General features: G+C 66.1%; 16 protein-coding genes. 6 read left to right on the forward strand and 10 right to left on the reverse strand.

The window, feature by feature from the left end; genetic code table 11:
- The 3 genes from VFA16_RS08365 to VFA16_RS08375 form a co-directional block, all read right to left on the reverse strand.
- Positions 1–972, reverse strand: a 972-nt coding sequence (locus tag VFA16_RS08365; RefSeq protein ID WP_324967365.1) for an ATP-dependent Clp protease ATP-binding subunit, incomplete at its 3' end; no start/stop codon positions are given.
- Positions 973–1134: 162 nt separating this feature from the next.
- Positions 1135–1581: an SRPBCC domain-containing protein gene (locus VFA16_RS08370; protein ID WP_324967366.1), complete on the reverse strand. Its 447-nt coding sequence runs from the start codon at positions 1579–1581 to the stop codon at positions 1135–1137.
- Positions 1578–1916 (reverse strand): metalloregulator ArsR/SmtB family transcription factor, encoded by a 339-nt coding sequence (locus VFA16_RS08375; RefSeq protein WP_324967367.1) that lies wholly within the window; start codon positions 1914–1916, stop codon positions 1578–1580. The genes VFA16_RS08370 and VFA16_RS08375 overlap by 4 nt, the downstream gene beginning before the upstream one ends.
- Before the next feature lie 57 nt (positions 1917–1973).
- Between VFA16_RS08375 and VFA16_RS08380 the strand changes: the two genes are divergently transcribed.
- The 3 genes from VFA16_RS08380 to VFA16_RS08390 all read left to right on the forward strand — a co-directional run bounded on the left by VFA16_RS08380 (position 1974) and on the right by VFA16_RS08390 (position 4809).
- Entirely contained in the window at positions 1974–2645 is a 672-nt protein-coding gene (locus VFA16_RS08380) for a GAP family protein (RefSeq protein WP_324967368.1), read from the forward strand.
- Between the two features lie 81 nt (positions 2646–2726).
- Positions 2727–3893 carry an FAD-binding oxidoreductase gene (locus VFA16_RS08385; RefSeq protein WP_324967369.1) on the forward strand — a complete coding sequence of 389 codons (1167 nt, stop codon included), beginning with the start codon at positions 2727–2729 and terminating at the stop codon, positions 3891–3893.
- A gap of 25 nt (positions 3894–3918) precedes the next feature.
- Positions 3919–4809 carry an aldose 1-epimerase gene (locus VFA16_RS08390; RefSeq protein ID WP_324967370.1) on the forward strand — a complete coding sequence of 297 codons (891 nt, stop codon included), beginning with the start codon at positions 3919–3921 and terminating at the stop codon, positions 4807–4809.
- Between the two features lie 3 nt (positions 4810–4812).
- On the opposite strand, the gene VFA16_RS08395 is transcribed toward VFA16_RS08390, so the two are convergent.
- Genes VFA16_RS08395 through dnaK form a run of 4 tightly spaced genes read right to left on the reverse strand, consistent with a single transcriptional unit; the run spans position 4813 to position 9015 of the window.
- Positions 4813–5190, reverse strand: coding sequence for a heat shock protein transcriptional repressor HspR (locus VFA16_RS08395; RefSeq protein WP_324967371.1), 378 nt, complete (start codon positions 5188–5190; stop codon positions 4813–4815).
- Positions 5190–6368 carry a molecular chaperone DnaJ gene (dnaJ, locus tag VFA16_RS08400; RefSeq protein WP_324967372.1) on the reverse strand — a complete coding sequence of 393 codons (1179 nt, stop codon included), beginning with the start codon at positions 6366–6368 and terminating at the stop codon, positions 5190–5192. Before dnaJ ends, VFA16_RS08395 begins: the two co-directional genes overlap by 1 nt.
- 50 nt (positions 6369–6418) lie before the next feature.
- Positions 6419–7153, reverse strand: coding sequence for a nucleotide exchange factor GrpE (gene grpE / locus VFA16_RS08405; protein ID WP_324967373.1), 735 nt, complete (start codon positions 7151–7153; stop codon positions 6419–6421).
- Positions 7150–9015 carry a molecular chaperone DnaK gene (gene dnaK / locus VFA16_RS08410; protein WP_324967379.1) on the reverse strand — a complete coding sequence of 622 codons (1866 nt, stop codon included), beginning with the start codon at positions 9013–9015 and terminating at the stop codon, positions 7150–7152. Before dnaK ends, grpE begins: the two co-directional genes overlap by 4 nt.
- Positions 9016–9407: 392 nt before the next feature.
- On the opposite strand from dnaK, the gene VFA16_RS08415 reads away from it, so the two are divergent.
- Positions 9408–10955: an amino acid permease gene (locus VFA16_RS08415; protein ID WP_324967380.1), complete on the forward strand. Its 1548-nt coding sequence runs from the start codon at positions 9408–9410 to the stop codon at positions 10953–10955.
- Between the two features lie 31 nt (positions 10956–10986).
- Here the strand turns inward: VFA16_RS08415 and VFA16_RS08420 are convergent, their stop codons facing one another.
- Positions 10987–12057: an NAD(P)-dependent oxidoreductase gene (locus VFA16_RS08420; RefSeq protein ID WP_324967374.1), complete on the reverse strand. Its 1071-nt coding sequence runs from the start codon at positions 12055–12057 to the stop codon at positions 10987–10989.
- A gap of 108 nt (positions 12058–12165) precedes the next feature.
- Between VFA16_RS08420 and VFA16_RS08425 the strand changes: the two genes are divergently transcribed.
- Positions 12166–12972 carry a lysophospholipid acyltransferase family protein gene (locus VFA16_RS08425; protein WP_324967375.1) on the forward strand — a complete coding sequence of 269 codons (807 nt, stop codon included), beginning with the start codon at positions 12166–12168 and terminating at the stop codon, positions 12970–12972.
- Positions 12973–12980: 8 nt separating this feature from the next.
- Here the strand turns inward: VFA16_RS08425 and VFA16_RS08430 are convergent, their stop codons facing one another.
- The gene (locus VFA16_RS08430) at positions 12981–14417 is read right to left on the reverse strand and encodes a wax ester/triacylglycerol synthase family O-acyltransferase (protein WP_324967376.1); all 1437 of its coding nucleotides are present in this window, start codon (positions 14415–14417) and stop codon (positions 12981–12983) included.
- A 219-nt stretch (positions 14418–14636) separates the two neighbouring features.
- Between VFA16_RS08430 and VFA16_RS08435 the strand changes: the two genes are divergently transcribed.
- On the forward strand, positions 14637–15845 hold the full coding sequence (locus VFA16_RS08435) for a cytochrome P450 (protein WP_324967377.1): 1209 nt from the start codon (positions 14637–14639) through the stop codon (positions 15843–15845).
- A gap of 9 nt (positions 15846–15854) precedes the next feature.
- On the opposite strand, the gene VFA16_RS08440 is transcribed toward VFA16_RS08435, so the two are convergent.
- On the reverse strand, positions 15855–16274 hold a 420-nt coding region (locus VFA16_RS08440; RefSeq protein ID WP_324967378.1), incomplete at its 5' end, for an MMPL family transporter.

The raw sequence follows: 16274 nt of genomic DNA on the forward strand, positions 1-16274 counted from the left end.
GATGTACTTGCGGTATTCGTCGAGCGTGGTGGCCCCGACCAGCCGCAGCTCGCCACGAGCCAACATCGGCTTGATCATGTTGCCGGCGTCCATCGAGCCTTCGCCGGTCGCGCCGGCGCCGACGATGGTGTGCAGCTCGTCGATGAACGTGATGATCTGGCCGGCAGAGTTCTTGATGTCCTCGAGCACCGCCTTGAGGCGCTCCTCGAATTCGCCGCGGTACTTCGAACCGGCCACCATCGAGCCGAGGTCCAACGCGATGATCGTCTTGTCACGCAGGCTTTCCGGCACGTCACCGGCGACGATGCGCTGGGCCAGGCCCTCGACGATCGCGGTCTTACCGACGCCGGGCTCACCGATGAGTACCGGGTTGTTCTTGGTGCGCCTCGACAGCACCTGCACCACGCGGCGGATCTCGGTGTCACGCCCGATGACCGGGTCGAGCTTGCCTTCGCGGGCCTGGGCCGTCAGGTTGGTCGAATACTTCTCCAACGCCTGGTAGGTGCCCTCCGGGTCGGCGCTAGTGACCCGCGCGCTGCCGCGCACCTTAACGAACGCCTCCCGTAACGCTTGCGGAGACGCGCCATGGCCGGTCAGCAGCTTGGCGACGTCCGAGTCACCGGTGGCAAGGCCGACCATCAGGTGCTCGGTGGAGACGTACTCGTCGTCCATCTCGGTGGCCAGCTGCTGGGCAGCGGTGATCGCGGCCAGCGATTCGCGGGACAGCTGCGGTTGCGTGCTGGCCCCGGTGACCTGCGGCAACCGGTCGATCAGGCGCTGGGCTTCAGCGCGGATGGTGGCGGGCTCGACGCCGACTGCCTCCAGCAGCGGCGCAGCGATCCCGTCGTTCTGCGTCAGCAGCGCCAACAGCAGATGAGCGGGCCGAATCTCGGGATGCCCGGCGGCCGATGCCGCCTGTAGCGCCGAGGTCAGCGCCGCCTGAGTCTTGGTAGTCGGGTTAAAAGAGTCCACGACACCTCCAATCGGGTACGTCCAAAAAATGCTTGTCGTGTACTTCAACGTCGTCAATGTTGAGTCTGTTCCGCTCAACTCTGGCGAATTTCGGCGCCCGACTGTGCAGCTTGTGGTACCCAAACCGGCGTGACGGCACCCATTAGCGGCACAGTCGACGCGCTAGCCGTCGAGCACCTTGCCAAGCTGCGCCGCGATGCGGACCCACCCGTTGCCCATGATCGTCCGGGACCGCTGCTGGACGTCGTCGTCGGGGTCGAAGCCGGTGTGCCGCAAGATGACCCGGGTGCCACGCCCCTCGGCGTGCAGCGTCCAGGTGACTACCCAGGCCGACGGCTTGTCCGAGCGTGCGTCAGCCCAGCTGATCGCCAGCTGCTGACCGGGAACCACGGCGAGGACCTCGCACGCGACCTGCCCGGAGAAGCCAACCGACGGCATCGGCTGGCCTTGGAAAGTGAAACGGGTGCCGACCAGCGGCGCGAACCCGCTCGGCGCCATCAGCCAGCGCGCCATTAGCTCCGGCGTCGTCAGCGCCTGCCACACCCGCTCGGGCGGATGCGGGTAGAACTGGTCGACCTCGATGACAGTGGAGTCGGCGGTGCGGGTCATGAATCCTCCATCTCGTCGAGCACTTCACCCAGCGCGGCCAGCCGCTCGCGCCAGAACCGTTCGTAGGGACTGAGCCACGTCGAAATCTCCTGCAGTGGTTGAGGATTGACGCGGTAGCGACGGAACCTGCCCTGTTTGTCTTCAGCGACCAACCCACAGTCGCGCAGCACTTTGAGGTGTTCGGACACGCTGGGCCGGGCCATATCGAAGCACTCGGCGATCTTGACCACAGTCCGGTCGCCGCCCAGCAACATGTCGAGGATGTCGCGCCGTGTCGGGTTGGCCAGCGCCGCGAAGACGGCATCGGTCCGGCTGGCCCTGGCGCGCGTCGGCATGCCCGCCATATTAGGTAGGATTTTTCCTACCTGTCAACGGTCGGCTACGGTTCTCGTGTGGCAGCCAGCTGGAGTTCGGCGCTGACCGGGCTTGTATCCCTCGCACTAGTGATCGCCCTGTCGCCGTTGTCAGTCATCCCGGCGGTGCTCGTGTTGCAGACCCCGCGGGCGCGGGCCTCCAGCCTCACGTTCCTGGCCGGCTGGTTGACGACGCTGGTGGCGTTGACGGCGATCTTCGTCTCGGTTTCGGGCTTGCTCGGCGGCCTGCACAAGTCGCCGCCGACCTGGGCGTCGTGGCTGCGCATCGGCGTAGGCGTGACGCTGATCGCGTTCGGTATCGTCCGGTGGCTGACCCGCCAGCGTCACACCCAGACACCGGGCTGGATGCGGTCGATGACCAACCTGACTCCCGCTCGCGCGGCAGTGACGGGGTTGGTGTTGGCCATTGTGCGGCCCGAGGTGCTGTTCGTCTGCGCGGCGGCGGGTTTGGCGATCGGCAGCGCAGGGTTGGGCGTCACGCGCGCGTGGATATCCGCGGCGATTTTCGTGGGGGTGGCCGCCTCGACCGTCGCGGTCCCGGTACTGGCCTACGCCGGTGCCGGTCACCGTCTCGACGATCCGCTGGCCCGGCTCAAGGAGTGGATGGAGCGTCACCACGCCGCGCTGCTCGCCGCCATCTTCGTGGTGATCGGGTTGCTGGTGCTGTACAAGGGGATCCACGCCCGATAGCGCGCCGGTAGCCGACGAGCGCCGGGATTCCGTTGTTCATGATCTCCGGGCCGCCCGCTCGCGCCTCTAAAATCGTCGCCCGTGGGCCTAGAAGACCGGGATGCGCTGCAGGTTTTGCATGCCGCCTTCACGGAAGGGGCCCAAGGCGACGAATTGGTCGGCCGCTTCTACACCCGCTGGTTTGCTCTCGATGTATCGCTGCGCGACAAATTTCCGCCTGATATGGCCGGCCAGCGCGCCGCCTTCGCGCACGCGCTGAACTGGGTGTACGGCGAACTGGCAGCCCAACGCGCACAGGAGCCGGTGCAGTTTTTGGCCCAGCTGGGACGAGACCACCGCAAATACGGCGTGACCGAAGCGCATTACGAGACGCTGCGCCAGGCACTGTATGCGACGCTGCGCAGCGATCTGGCCGACGAGTGGACCGATGCCGTCGACGAGGCCGCCCGCCAATCGCTGAACCTGATCACCGGCGTGATGAGCGGCGCCGCCGACGCCGACCATGGGCCCGCCTGGTGGGACGGCACGGTGATCGACCACCTGCGAGTGTCACGCGACCTCGCGGTGGTGCGGCTGCAGCTGGACCGGCCACTGAACTACCACGCCGGCCAGTACGTGCACGTCTCGATCCCACAGTGCCCGCGGCGGTGGCGCTACCTGACCCCGGCCATCCCGCCCGACGAGAGCGGCGCCATCGAATTCCATGTCCGGGCCGTTCCGGGTGGTCTGGTCAGTACGGCGATCGTCGGCGAAACACGGCCCGGAGATCGCTGGCGGCTCTCCAGCCCGCACGGCGGGTTGCAGGTCGACCGCGACGGCGGTGACGTGCTGATGGTGGCCGGCAGCACCGGGCTGACCCCGCTGCGCTCGATCATCATGGACCTCACCCGCTGGGCCGATAACCCGCGGGTGCACCTGTTCTTCGGTGCGCGCTACCCGTGCGAGCTCTACGACCTGCCGACGCTGTGGCAGATCGCGGCGCAAAATCCGTGGCTCTCGGTCTCCCCGGTGTCGGAGTACACCGCTAACCCGCCCTGGGCCAGCGAGTATCCGGATGTCACACCGCCGCGCGGCTTGCACGTGCGCCAGACCGGCCGGCTGCCCGAAGTGGTGACGAAATACGGCAGCTGGAGCGATCGGCAGATCATGATCTGCGGCGGACCCGGCATGGTACGTGCCACCAAGGCGGCACTTATCGCGAAAGGCGCACCGCCAGAGCGTATTCAGCACGACCCGCTCTGCAGCTAGATCACAGAGCACTAGGCTGGCGGGCGTGCACATCGTTACGCTGCGCGACCCGTCGGCGCCGGTGGTGGCACAGTACGCGCCCAGCGCCGGCATGATCGGTATCTCACTGACCGATTCCGGGGTCGAACTACTCGGCCAGCGCGCAGGATTGGACGCCTACCTGGCAGCCGGCAAGACGATGGGCATCCCGGTCCTCTACCCCTGGGCCAATCGGCTCGGCGGACACAACTACACGGTTGGCGGGGAGGAAATCGCGCTGGCAGCCGACGCGTTCGGCGTCCGCACAGACCCGAACGGCCTGCCGCTCCACGGTTTGCTGGCCGGCTACCCGGGCTGGAAGGTGATGACGGAGTCGGCGAACGAGCTCACCGCCGAGTTGGACTTCGCCGCCGACTCGGCACTTTTGGCCAGCTTTCCGTTTCCGCATCTGCTGGTCGTGCGGGTCACGCTGGCCGATCGCTCGGTGACCGTCCGCAGCACGGTGTCGGCCATCGGCGACAAGCCCGTGCCGCTGTGCTTCGGCTTTCACCCGTATCTGCGCGTGCCTGAGGTGCCGCGGGCCGAGTGGGTTATCGAGACACCGCGGCTGCGGCATCTTCTCCTCGACGATGAAGGCCTGCCCACGGGGGAGGCCGAGGAACAACCACCGATCTATGAGAGCTTGGGCGACAAGTCTTTCGACGACGGCTACGACGAAGTGCCCGAGGGCGCGGTGTTCGCGGTCTCCGGCGGCGGGCGCCGCATCGAGGTGCACTTCGAACAGGGGTATCCGGCGGCGCAGATCTTCGCGCCCCCCGGTGAAGACGTGGTGTGTTTCGAGCCGATGGCCGCCCCGACCGATGCGCTGCGCCGCGGCGGCTACCGCTTCGCGCATCCCGGTCAGCCAGCGGTCGCGGTGTTCTCAATCCGCGTGTAACGGCTAGCTCATCTGGCGGGGCTGCCACACCACCAGTGCGGTGCTCTTCGGCAGCACCGCCAGGTCGCGTCGCTGGCTGCCCCGTAGCCGTTCGACCTCGGCGGTCAACTCCTTGATCCGCGACTGCAACGCCTCGACTTGGTTGGTCAGCTCGATGATGCGTTTGATGCCGGCGAGGTTGACGCCCTCGTCTTGGGAGAGCCGCTGCACCTCGCGCAGCAATTCCACGTCATGCTCGGAATAGCGGCGCCCCCCACCAGAAGTGCGCTGCGGACGAACCAGGCCGAGCCGGTCGTAGGTCCGCAGCGTCTGCGCGTGCATGCCGGCCAGCTCGGCCGCCACCGAGATCAAGAAGGTTCGAGAATCGTCTTTCTTAGCCATCAGCGATTACCTGCCCATCCGGCCCTCGGATCGAAGCCGCTAGCCCGCTCGGCGGCGGCGTAGGCCTCCAGCGCCTCTTTGGCGGCACCGTCCAGGTTCGGGGGCACCGCGACCTGAACGGTGACCAGCAGGTCGCCGCTGCCGCCGCTGCGCTTGGGTACGCCGCGCCCGCGCACCCGCAGAATGCGTCCATTGGCGGTGCCCTTCGGCACCCGCACACCGACCCTCCCGTCCAGTGTCGGCACGGAAAGCGTTGTGCCCAAGGCTAATTCGGCGAAACTGACCGGGACGGTGATGGTGAGGTCATCACCCTCGCGGCCAAACACCGGGTCCGGCCGCACGTGCACCGTGACGTACAGGTCACCTGACGGCGCGCCGCGCAAGCCCGCCTCACCCTGTCCGGGTAACCGGATGCGCTGGCCGTCCTCGACGCCCGGCGGGATCCGCACGTTGATGGTGCGGGTCCGGGTCGTCACACCTGTTCCCTTGCACTGGTCGCACGGGTGCTCAATGATGGACCCGCTGCCGCGGCAGTCGGTGCACGGTTCGGAGAATCCGAACGCGCCTTGGTTGCGGCTGATTACACCGGAGCCGTTGCAGGTGGGGCAGACTCGCGGGCTGGTGCCCGGCCGGGCGCCGCTGCCATGACAGTTGGTGCACGGCGCCGGGCTGGTCAGCCGCAGTGGCATCGCCACACCCTTGGCGGCCTCCACGAAACTCAGCTCAGCCTCGGTCTCGAGGTCGTTGCCGCGGCGCGGCCGGCTCGGACGGGTTGTGGCGCCCCGACCGAACAAGCCGCCGAACAGGTCGCCGATGGTGCTGCCGCCGGTCTGGCCGGCGGCGTCGAACAAATCGCTCAGGTTGAACTCGGCGCCGTCGCCGCCCATGCCGAAGCCGCCAAAGTTCGCGCCGCTGAACCGGCGGCCGAACCCGCCGCCGCCGGCGAACAGCCGTCGCGTCTCGTCGTACTCCTTGCGTTTGGCCGGGTCGGACAAGACGCTGTGCGCCTCCGACACCGCCTTGAACCGCTCCGCGGCCCGCGGGTCGTCGCGGTTGGCGTCCGGGTGCAGCTCGCGTGCCAACTTCCGGTAGGCGCGCTTGATGTCGTCCTGGCTGGCGTCAGGGGAGACGCCTAGCTCCTTGTAGAAGTCCTTTTCGACCCACTCGCGCTGGGCCATGCTGCGTCACCCCCTTCCGCCTTCCTCTGGAGTTGTGCACCGCCGGCCGCTTACTCAGCCGGCGGTTCTGATTCTGCGTTCTGCTGCCCGGTCGTGGCCTGCCCGGTCGTAGCCTCCCCGTCGGGCGTCTCAACCGTATCGCCTGCCGTATCGCCCACTGCGGGAACAGCTTCGGCCGTTTCGGTCTCGGCCGACACATCGGCACCGTTCTCGATCACCGTGTCGACGACGACGACCAGCGCGTGCCGCAGCACCTGATCGCCGAGCTTGTAGCCCTGCCGCAGCACACTGCCGATCACCGGCTTGGTGCCCTCGGCGCCGTCGCCCTCGTGCTGGACGGCTTCGTGCAGCACCGGGTCGAAGTCGTCGCCCTCGGCGCCGAACGCGCTCAACCCCAGTCCGCTCAGCGCGCTGGTCAGCTTGTCGGCGACCGACTTGAGCGGACCTGACTCCAAGTCGCCGTGGCTGCGGGCACGGTCGAGATCATCGAGCACACCCAGTAATTGACTGATCACCGTCGCCTTGGCCCGGTCGGCCGCCGCCTGCTGGTCGCGCAATGCGCGCCTGCGGTAATTGGTGAAGTCGGCCTGCACCCGCTGCAAATCGGCGGTCAGCTCGGCGACTTTGTCCTCGGTCACCGCCGAACCCGGCGCCGGCGACGGTGCCGCCGGTGCCGGCTCGCTCGGCGCCGAACCGGACGAGACGTGGCGAACCTCGCCGGTCTCGGGATCGATTCGCCGCTTGTCGGTGACCGTTACCTGTTCGCGTGGGTTACCTTCTGTCACTTCGCCTCCCGATCATCGTCGACAACCTCCGCGTCAACGACGTCGTCGGCACCGCCGGCGCCGTCACCGGTGGGGCCGCCCGTTGCACCGGCGCCCTGCGCGGCCTGGGTGGCCTCATAGATAGCTTGACCGAGCGCCTGCGACTCGTGGCCCAGCTTTTCCATCGCAGACTTGATCGCGCCGATGTCGGTGCCTTCCAACGCCTTCTTGGCATCAGCGACCGCGGCCTCGACCTTGCTCAGCGTGTCTTCTGGAACCTTCGAACCGCCCTCGGCCCCACGCTGCTCCTGCACGAACTTCTCGGTCTGGTAGACCAGCGTCTCGGCCTGGTTGCGAACGTCAGCCTCCTCGCGGCGCTTGCGGTCCTCCTCGGCGTGCGCCTCGGCATCCTTGACCATCCGGTCGATCTCCTCCTTGGACAGGCCGGAGCCCTCCTGGATGCGGATCGTGTTCTCCTTGCCGGTGCCCTTGTCCTTCGCGGTCACGTGCACGATGCCGTTGGCGTCGATGTCGAAGGTGACCTCGATCTGCGGCACGCCGCGCGGCGCCGGCGGGATACCGGTCAGCTCGAAGGAACCGAGCAGCTTGTTGTGCGCGGCGATCTCACGCTCACCCTGATAAACCTGGATCATCACCGACGGCTGGTTGTCGTCGGCGGTGGTGAAGGTCTCGCTGCGCTTCGTCGGGATCGTGGTGTTGCGCTCGATCAGCTTGGTCATCACGCCACCCTTGGTCTCGATCCCCAAGCTCAGCGGCGTAACGTCAAGCAGCAGAACGTCTTTGACCTCACCCTTGAGCACACCGGCCTGCAACGCGGCGCCGACGGCCACGACCTCGTCGGGGTTGACACCCTTGTTGGGCTCCTTGCCGCCGGTGAGCTCCTTGACCAAGTCGGTCACCGCGGGCATCCGGGTCGAACCACCCACCAGCACGACGTGGTCGATCTGCGACACCGAGATGCCGGTGTCGGCGATCACCTGCTGGAACGGCTTGCGGCAACGGTCCAGCAGATCCTGGGTGATGCGCTGGAACTCCGCCCGAGTCAGCTGCTCGTCGAGGAAGAGCGGGTTCTTGTCGGAGTCCACGGTGATGTAAGGCAGGTTGATCGAGGTGCTCGGCGAGCTGGAGAGCTCGATCTTGGCCTTCTCAGCCGCCTCCCGCAGCCGCTGCATCGCCATCTTGTCCTTGGTCAGGTCGATGCCGGTCTGCCCCTTGAACTTGTCGGTCAACCAGTCGACGATGCGCTGGTCCCAGTCGTCGCCGCCGAGGTGGTTGTCACCGGAGGTGGCACGGACCTCGACCACGCCCTCGCCGATCTCCAGCAGCGACACGTCGAAGGTGCCGCCACCGAGGTCGAACACCAGGATGGTCTGCTCTTTCTCGCCCTTGTCCAAGCCGTAGGCCAACGCCGCGGCGGTGGGCTCGTTGATGATGCGCAGCACGTTGAGGCCCGCGATCTGGCCGGCCTCCTTGGTGGCCTGCCGCTGGGCGTCGTTGAAGTAGGCCGGGACGGTGATGACCGCGTCGGTGATGTCTTCACCGAGATAGGCCTCGCCGTCGCGCTTCAGCTTCATCAGAATGCGGGCGCTGATTTCTTGGGGCGTGTATTTCTTGCCGTCGATCTCGATGGACCAGTCCGTGCCCATGTGGCGCTTGATCGAGCGCACGGTGCGTTCGACGTTGGTCACCGCCTGGTTCTTGGCAGGCTGGCCGACCAACACCTCACCGTTACGGGCGAACGCGACGATGGACGGCGTGGTCCGGGAGCCCTCCGAGTTGGCGATGACGGTGGGATCGCCGCCCTCGAGGACGCAGATGACGGAGTTGGTGGTCCCGAGGTCGATTCCGACCGCACGAGCCATGGTGAATCCTCCCTGATAGTTGAGCTTCTGTGGTGCCACTATGCTGAGTGAACCCCGCTCAACACTGCCCCTAGACTGACGGGCTGTCAACCTCAGCATTGAGCGTGGTGCACTCAAGTTGTCGATCGGATCAACGGCATAGGCGAGCGGTTTGTTCCCGGATCATCCTCGTCGATGCGAACTTGTCGCCCCAGTTGCCGAGGGCATGACGCGAAGGAAATCGGACTGAACAATCCGAGGTCAGTAGAGCCAAGGGACGCGGCTGCTTCAACCGTCGAGCACCCTAAGGCGCTGCTGACGCGATGGCGGGGCGGGTGAGGTAGCCTGCAGCCAACCCATCTCGGGTGTGCCCGCGTTGCAGCGTTGCACGAAGGCCGCACGATAGGAACTTGATGTCATCGCTGCCCAGCACACCCCGACCCGCCGTCGGGGGCGGCGCGCCCGACTTGCTTACTCGCGAAGACGCCGGGTATCACCACGACCTGCACCGCCGGCAGCTGCAGATGATCGCGATCGGCGGGGCGATCGGCACCGGGTTGTTCCTCGGCGCGGGCGGACGGCTAGCGTCGGCAGGCCCCGGGTTGTTCATCGTCTACGCGATCTGCGGCGGCTTCGTGTTCCTGATCCTGCGCGCACTCGGGGAACTGGTGTTGCACCGCCCGTCATCGGGCTCCTTCGTGTCCTACGCTCGCGAATTCTTCGGGGAGAAGGCCGCATTCGTCGCCGGCTGGATGTACTTCCTCAACTGGGCGATGGCAAGCATCGTCGACAGCACCGCGATCGCAAACTATCTGCACTATTGGAAGGCGCTACAAGTCGTCCCGCAGTGGGCGTTTGCGTTGATCGCACTGGTTGCGGTGGTGTCGGTGAACCTGATCTCGGTGAAGGCCTTCGGCGAGTTCGAGTTCTGGGCCGCGGCGATCAAGGTGCTGGCGCTGGTCACGTTCTTGGTCGTCGGGACCATCTTTTTGGCCGGACGCATCGATGTCGACGGCCAGCGCACCGGGTTCGGCCTGTGGAAAAACCACGGCGGGTTCCTGCCGACCGGTGTGCTGCCGCTCGTGCTCGTCACCTCCGGGGTCGTATTCGCTTATGCCGCAGTCGAATTGGTTGGCACCGCAGCCGGCGAGACGGCAGAGCCGGAGAAGGTCATGCCGCGCGCCATCAACTCCGTCGTAGTCCGCATCGCCGTGTTCTACGTCGGGTCGGTGCTGCTGCTGGCCCTGTTGCTGCCCTACACCACGTACAAAGAACACGAAAGCCCGTTCGTTACGTTCTTCTCCCACATCGGTTTCAACGGCGCCGGCAGCGTGATGAACGTGGTGGTGCTGACCGCCGCGTTCTCGAGCCTGAACGCCGGTCTGTATTCCACCGGCCGGATCCTGCGGTCGATGGCAGTCAACGGCAGCGGCCCGAAGTTCACCGGGCGGATGTCGAAGAACGGTGTGCCGTACGGGGGAATCCTGCTGACGAGCACGATCGGGCTGTTCGGTGTGGTGCTCAACGCGGTCAAACCTGGCCAGGCTTTCGAAATCGTGTTGAACATCGCCGCGGTGGGAATCATGGCGGCCTGGGCGACGATCGTGCTGTGCCAGATCTGGCTGTACCGCAAGGCGAAAGCCGGCGCGATGGAGCGGCCGCGGTTCCGGATGCCTCTGGCCCCCTACAGCGGCTACGTGACGTTGGCGTTCTTGGCGGGCGTGCTGGTGCTGATGGTGGTCGACCAGGAGCGCGGACCGTGGATCGTCGCGACGCTGGTACTCGGCGTTCCCGCCCTCATCGGCGGCTGGTTCTTAGTCCGCAACCGGGTAACGGCAGCGGCCCGAGAGGCTGCCGGCCCCAGTGCCGACGCCGCGCTCGCTACAGATGCACCTGTCGGACACGACGTCCCAGTAGCCGCGCCGACGCTCGCCGAGAGGGGAACGGAAGCCGACGACTGACTGCTTTCGCAGCGACATGTCCGCTGCGTCGTCACGATGTCGCGACGTCGAGCCCCGGCTCCCCGAGCCTGGCCCGGATCACTCCCCAGGGATCGGCATACTGGCCCGGCGCGTCACGGTAGACGGCACGGCGCTTGAGGAATTCGCGCGCGACCGGAACGGCGAGCCGCATCACGGGGCGCTTCCAGCCGGCGCGCTCCTGCATCTCCGCAAGCATGTCCGGCCAAGAGTGCTGTTGAAACGCCAGCGCTTGCTGCGCGCGAGCGGTGTCCATCCAATCGGTGACGAACCAGTCGTCGTCGCTGTCGGGATTGCCGGGCCGACCCGGCGGCAACACTCCCGGCAGTCCCCGAGCCGCCGCGAGGGCCGGTCCGACTTCACCCTGTCTGATTCGGTGTGAGTCGTCGCCGCCGATCAACAAGATCTCGCCCGCAACGTCCGCGGTGGTGGCCGCGGCGAACGCCGTCGCGACATCGCGCACGTCGATGCTGTGCAGTCGACCGTCGGTCGGCAACGCGCCCTCGAAGAGCAACGCGTCGGACGTGATCGGCATGGCGTCGGGATCGACGCTGAGCACACCACCGAGGCGCAGTACCACCCACTCCAAATCCGAAGACCGCACGTGTTGTTCAGCTTCCAGCTTGTGTCCGCTGTACAGATCGCACGGTTTCGGCGGCGTATCAGCGCGGACAAGGTCGTTGAAGCGGTGCGGGTTGCGGGCGCCATAGACGGCGTTGCTGGACGCCTGGATAAATCGTGGCGGCTCGGGACTGGCCTGTGCAGCGCGCACTAATGCGGCGGTGGCGTCGACGTTGACGCGGCGGGCAAGTTTGACGTCACGGTAGATGTGCGGGGGGATGATCGCGGCCAAGTGAATGATCACCGCGGGCCGCACCTCGGTCAGCAGGCGATCGACCGCCGTCGCGTCGGTCAGGTCGACCCAGCGGGCTGTCACGCTCGCCGGCAGCGTCTCGGCGACCTTGCGATGCGCGGGCGTGCCCAGATCCGTCGCCACCACCGGGCGTCCATCAGCCGCCAGCCGTCGCACCGTCGCCGATCCGACCAAGCCGAAGCCGCCCGTGACAAGCACCGTCTCCGACATCGGTCCCCCGCTTTCGGTCGGGCCGCGAACGCCGCGCGATTATGACATTCTCTAATTTCGAGAGTAGCGTATCCGCTGACAGAGGGCCTATAGACAAGCGAGGCGACCATGGGCGGCGACTCTGGTGACGGCCAGGAAGTTGCAGAGTGGGATCCCGGCTTCACGAAGCAGATCACCAATGTAGTTGCCCCGCTCGTCAAGCGATGGTTTCGCGCTGAGGTGCGGGGATTGGAGTCGTTCCCGCGCACGGGCGGCGCGCTGGTGGTGTCCAATCACTCCGGCGGCATGCTGACGCCGGACGTTTTCGTTTTCTCCTCCGCCTTCTACGACACGTTCGGCTATGACCGCCCGGTCTACACCCTGGCCCACTACGGCGTATTCATCGGGCCGCTGTCCGGGTTGCTGCGCCGGCTCGGCGTCATCTACGCCAGCAGGGAAAACGCCGCAAAGGCGCTGCGCTCGGGTGCGGTCGTGCTGGTGTTTCCCGGCGGTGACTATGACGCCTACCGGCCGACGCTGCGCGAGAATGTCATTGACTTCGACGGCCGCACCGGATACGTCAGGACCGCGATCGCGGCCGACGTGCCGATCGTGCCGGTCGTGTCGATCGGAGCACAGGAAACTCAGCTGTTCGTGACCCGCGGCAACTGGCTGGCCAAGCGCCTTGGCCTGACCCGCGCCCGGATGGACATCCTGCCGGTCAGCATCGGTGTCCCGTTCGGTGTCAGCGTGATCTTTCCGCCCAACGTGCCGTTGCCCTCCAAGGTCGTCACCGAGGTCCTCGAGCCAATCGACGTAGTCGCCCAGTTCGGCCAGGACCCCGATGTCAAGGAAGTCGACGCCCACGTTCGCGCCGTTATGCAGGACGCGCTGAACCGGCTGGCGCGACAGCGCCGGTTCCCGGTGTTGGGCTGAGCGCCGTGCTAGCCGGCCGCGTGCGCCGGGCCCATCGCCGTTGTCACCTCGGTGGGGCTGCCGGTGAAGCCGGCCGCCCGGCGGAGCTCGGCGAACGAATGGACCATCGCGTCGGTGGCTTCGTGGACGTCGTTGAACGTCCGGTCATCCGAGAGCACGGCGATGTCGAGCTGGTCGACGTAGCTCCAGACCGTCATGTTGAAGGCACTACCGGCGGAAAGCACTCCGACGGAGTAGATCTCACTCACTGGTGCACCGCCAAGGTGGCCGCGTTCCCGCGGCCCCGGAACGTTGGAGACCGCGACGTTCATCAGTTTGTTGTGCGCGGCGTGCTTGGACTGCCACCGGAACATGGCCGGAGCCAGCAGCGGCGGCAGGTATTCCATCAGCCGGCCCTGCAACTGCGGACCCATCAGGTCGAGGTCTTCCTTGGCTCGCGCCGTGGCCAATGCAGTAAGCCGCACCCGCTCCTGCGGGTCGTCGATGTGCACCGGCAGCGACACCACCAAGCCGCCGATCTCGTTGCCGGTGATCCGGTCGGCCGACTTGTCCGTACTGACTGGCACCGACGCCACGATCGGCCGGTCGGCCCTGCCGTCGTAGCGCAACAGCAACTCGCGCAGCCCGCCGGCCGCCATTGCCAGCACGACGTCGTTGAACGTGACGCCGAAACTTTTCGCGGTTGCCTTGACCTCGGACAGCGCCAACGACGCGGTGGCGAATTTCCGCACCGGCGAGACGACGTGATTGAGGAAAGTGGGTGGGGTTCGAAACAGCTTTGCCATCTCGGGGTGGTCGCGCCGCTCGCGCGCACGCCGCCGTACCCGCGCAACGCCCCGTACGGCGTCGACTATCAAGCCCGGCAGGGCCGCTACGTGCTGCAGATGGTCGCGTGCGGCTGCCCGCAGCAGCTCGCTCTTCGGCGGCACCGCACAGATGGGACGGTCGGCACCTTCATCGCTGGTCGGGCCGGCCAGATCCATCAGCCGCGCCAACAAGTTCGCCGAGGCCACCCCGTCGGCCAGCGTGTGGTGCACTTTGCCGATCAGCGCGAAGCGATTCTCAGCCATGCCCTCGGCGAAGTGAAATTCCCAGAGCGGACGGCTGCGGTCCAGCGGCGTACTGGCGATGTCGCCGATCACCCGGTCGAGTTCTTTGCGGCCACCGGGGGTGGGCACCTGTACCCGTCGCAGGTGGTAGTCCAGGTCCACCTCGCAGTTTTCCAACCACATCGGATGATGCAGTCGGTACGGGATGTCGATCAGCTTGTAGCGCAGCGGGTCGAGCAGATGCAGTCGGCGCTCGATGATCTGGCGAAACACGTCGAAGTTGAATTCACCGTCGAAGTCGGCGGCGTTGACGATCGCCACCTTCAACGTGTGCGTGTGCAGGTTGGGTGTCTCGCTGTAGAGCAGCATGGCATCCATACCGTTGAGCCGCCTCATACCCACCTCGCCGGATCCGACTGGCCCGCTTTTGTGGCTCCATCGAATCACCGATCCCAGGCCGATCCGTCGACTTTCGAAATCCCGCCTTTTCGGCGACAGCCGGGCGCCTTGACCGGTCGAGCAGCCGCATGCTAAGCAGGTGCTCAGCATGAGCCGGATGCTCTGCATCGAGAACAGCAGTGGCGGCCGGGGTCGCATTGATGACGAGGGGATGCGATGACCAAGTCGCAGTTGGTGTTCGATCCGTTTTCCGACGAGTTCTTCAACGACCCGTACGAGACCTACCGGCGAATGCGGCAGGAAGCACCGGTCTACTACGACGAGCAGCACGACTTCTATGCGCTGACCCGCCATGAAGACGTCGCGGCCGCGTTCAAGGACTACGAGACCTACTCCTCGGCGCGCGGCGTCGATCTGGCCATGGTCAAGAGCGGCGGGCTACCGGCGGAGCAGAAGTCGATTATTTTCATGGATCCACCCGAGCATCGCCGGATGCGCAGTCTGGTCAACAAGGTATTCACTCCGCGTGCGATCGGCGCTTTGAAACCGATGGTCACCGAACTGATCGAAGGGTTCTTGTCTGCTGTCAATCCCGAGCAGTTCGATGTCGTCCAAGACTTTTCGGCGCTGTTTCCGGTGGAAGTGATCACCACGATGCTCGGTGTGCCGCCCGAGCACCGCCAACAAATTCGCCACTGGGTCGACAGATCACTGCACCGCGAACCGGGGCAGTTCGAGATGGATGAGGGCGCCTGGGACGCGGTGACCAAGATCGGAATGGTGTACTACGACCTGATCCAGCAGCGGCGGCAGCACCCGCAGGACGACATGATCAGCGCGCTGATCGCCGCGGAAGTCGAGCGCGACGACGGCCAGAAGACTCGCCTCGACGACATTGAAATCGCGGGTTTCGCAGTGCTTTTGGGCGGCGCCGGCGCCGAAACCGTCACCAAGCTGGTCGCCAATGCGGTGGTGCTGTTCGCCCGCAATCCCGACCAGTGGCAAAAACTACTCGACGATCGCAGCAAGATCCCGGCAGCGGTGGAAGAGGTGCTGCGCTACGAAGCGCCCGCGCAGTACAACGTGCGCTATTCGCTCAAACCGGTTTACCTGCACGGCGTCACGATCCCGGCCGGCAAGCCGGTCTTTCTGGTCGGCGGGTCGGCCAACCGCGACCCTGACGCGTTCACTGATGCCGACAAGTTCGACATCGACCGCGATCGCACCGAAGCGCAAAACCTCGGTTTCGGCTACGGCGTTCACAGTTGCCTCGGCGCAGCACTGGCCCGAATGGAAAGCACGATCGCGCTGGAGAAGCTGTTGGATTTCATGCCGCGCTATGAGGTCATCTGGGAGGGCTGCCGCCGGGTGTCGATGCAAAACGTGGCCGGCTGGTCCAACGTTCCGGTACGGGTGGTGCACTGAGCACATCGATCACCGAGAGACGTTGGGAGCCACCGCTTTGTCGCCGTCTTCCCACAGCAGCAGTTGACGAACCGCCGGCCGCGGTCCGTAGGGCCGAAGCATCTGACTGGCCGGACGCGGGCGCACTCGCTGCGGCCACCAGAACCAGCGTCCCAGAAGCGTTGCGACAGAAGGCGTCATAAACGACCGCACGATCAGCGTGTCGAACAGCAGGCCCAGCGCGATGGTGGTCCCCACCTGAGCGAGTATCACCAACGCGCTGAAGGCGAAAGTCGCCATGGTGGCGGCAAACACCAGACCGGCAGACGTGACCACCGAGCCGGAGCCGGCCATCGAGCGGATGATTCCCGTCTTCAACCCAGCGCCGATTTCCTCTTTGAACCGCGAGATCAGCAACAGGTTGTAGTCGGATCCGACCGCCAACAGCAG

It is taken from the genome of Mycobacterium sp. (genome assembly GCF_035653355.1).
Classification (GTDB): Bacteria; Actinomycetota; Actinomycetes; order Mycobacteriales; family Mycobacteriaceae; genus Mycobacterium.

Bases quoted from the DNA above. Each gene is read 5' to 3' on its own strand.
- VFA16_RS08415 (WP_324967380.1), top strand. From the start codon at position 9,408: ATGTCATCGCTGCCCAGCACACCCCGACCCGCCGTCGGGGGCGGCGCG.
- VFA16_RS08395 (WP_324967371.1), bottom strand. From the start codon at position 5,190: ATGGCTAAGAAAGACGATTCTCGAACCTTCTTGATCTCGGTGGCGGCC.
- VFA16_RS08370 (WP_324967366.1), bottom strand. From the start codon at position 1,581: ATGACCCGCACCGCCGACTCCACTGTCATCGAGGTCGACCAGTTCTAC.
- VFA16_RS08435 (WP_324967377.1), top strand. From the start codon at position 14,637: ATGACCAAGTCGCAGTTGGTGTTCGATCCGTTTTCCGACGAGTTCTTC.
- VFA16_RS08425 (WP_324967375.1), top strand. From the start codon at position 12,166: ATGGGCGGCGACTCTGGTGACGGCCAGGAAGTTGCAGAGTGGGATCCC.
- VFA16_RS08420 (WP_324967374.1), bottom strand. From the start codon at position 12,057: ATGTCGGAGACGGTGCTTGTCACGGGCGGCTTCGGCTTGGTCGGATCG.
- VFA16_RS08430 (WP_324967376.1), bottom strand. From the start codon at position 14,417: ATGAGGCGGCTCAACGGTATGGATGCCATGCTGCTCTACAGCGAGACA.
- VFA16_RS08375 (WP_324967367.1), bottom strand. From the start codon at position 1,916: ATGCCGACGCGCGCCAGGGCCAGCCGGACCGATGCCGTCTTCGCGGCG.
- dnaK (WP_324967379.1), bottom strand. From the start codon at position 9,015: ATGGCTCGTGCGGTCGGAATCGACCTCGGGACCACCAACTCCGTCATC.
- dnaJ (WP_324967372.1), bottom strand. From the start codon at position 6,368: ATGGCCCAGCGCGAGTGGGTCGAAAAGGACTTCTACAAGGAGCTAGGC.